Annotated in this window: 1 protein-coding gene; it reads left to right on the top strand. The window is 68.6% G+C overall.

What is annotated here, in order from left to right; translation table 11 throughout:
* Positions 1 to 127: 127 nt before the first annotated feature.
* Entirely contained in the window at positions 128 to 1,576 is a 1,449-nt protein-coding gene (locus J3486_RS43725) for an NF041680 family putative transposase (RefSeq protein WP_207831091.1), read from the top strand.
* The last annotated feature ends 8 nt before the right edge of the window (positions 1,577 to 1,584 follow it).

Here is a 1,584-nt window from a genome sequence, read left to right as displayed (position 1 = left end):
CTTGTTCCTTAACCTCCGGCCCGGCCATATCGTCACTCTTTGGAGTGATCGCAGGGTATGAAGTGGCCTTCCTCGTGATCCTGAACTCTGCGACGAGATACCGGAGTTCACCAGGAAGGCCGTGCGGATGAGTGTGCTGGCGTCGGCCGGTAGACAGGACGTGTTTGCGGAACTCTCACGCTTTCGGACGGCCTTCTACGGGTGTCTGTCCGCGCGGGCGGATGCGTTCTTCGAGCTGACCGACGCGCTGTTGTGTGCGGACGGCCCAACCCGGACGCCGGTCGAGCTGTCCCTGCTCGCCGAGCACCAACGCGGCTACGGCTCGCTGTACGGAGCTCTGAACCACGGCCGTCTCAACACCGAAGCCCTGCGCGACCTGCTGATATCGCTGCCGATGCCGCGCTTCGAGGGGCGGATCGTGCTCACCGTGGACGTCTCACCGTGGCTACGCTCGGACGCGGCCTGCTCGCCGGAGCGACTGTTCTGCCACGTCCACGGCCGCTCCCGTGAGGCCGCGCAGATCATCCCGGGCTGGCCGTATTCGATCGTGGCCGCGCTGAGCGCGGACCGCACGTCGTGGACACAAGTCCTGGACGCGGTCCGACTCGGGCCTGTCGACGATGCCGCGGCCGTCACCGCCGGCCAGCTCCGGGCCACGGTCGAGCGGCTGATCACGGCAGGTCAGTGGCAGCACGGGGACCAGGACGTCCTGGTGGTGATGGACGCGGGCTACGACGTGATGCGGCTGGCCTGGGTGCTGCGCGACCTGCCCGTCGAACTGGTCGGACGGCTGCGCTCGGACCGCGTCCTTCGACGGCCGGCGCCCTCGCTCAAGGAGTACGCCCAGTCCTACCCCCAGGGCGGGCGCCCGCCCAGGCACGGCAAGGAGTTCAGCCTGGCCAGGCCCGCCTCCTGGCCCGAGCCGTCCGTGGTCACGGTGAACGACACCCCCCGCTACGGCAAGGCCAAAGCCCGCGCCTGGGACCGGCTCCACCCCAAGCTGCAGCAGCGATCCGCGTGGATCGACCACGACGGCGAACTCCCCGTCATCGAGGGAACGCTGATCCGCCTCAATGTCGATCACCTGCCCGGCGACCGCGAGGCGCCACCGGTATGGCTGTGGTCCTCCGCCACCGGCGCCACCCCGGATGACGTCGACTTCGTCTGGTCCTGTTACCTGCGCAGATTCGATCTTGAACATACATTCCGGCTGTTCAAGCAGTCGCTCGGCTGGACCCGTCCACGGGTTCGGGACCCGCAGGCGGCGGACCGCTGGACCTGGCTCGTCATCGCCGCGCACACCCAACTCCGCCTCGCCGCACCGCTCACCACGGACCGGCGCAAGCCCTGGGAGAAGACCACACGGCCCGGCGAGACACTCACACCGACTCGTGTCCGGCGCGGGTTCCGGCACATCCGCCCACATCTCGCCTGTCCGGCCCGTGCACCGAAACCCAGCCGACCCGGCCCCGGACGCCCGCCCGGCTCCAAGAACCGGCACCCCACAACCCGCTACGACGTCGGCAAGACCCTGAAACGCCCCGCCACCCTCACCGAACGTGACCAGCGATGTTAAGGAACAAG

The sequence above is a fragment of the Streptomyces sp. VRA16 Mangrove soil genome, assembly GCF_017377775.1.
Lineage (GTDB): Bacteria > Actinomycetota > Actinomycetes > Streptomycetales > Streptomycetaceae > Streptomyces.
Note: the sequence above shows the minus strand (reverse complement) of the source record. Positions and strands in the feature narration are given on the sequence as shown.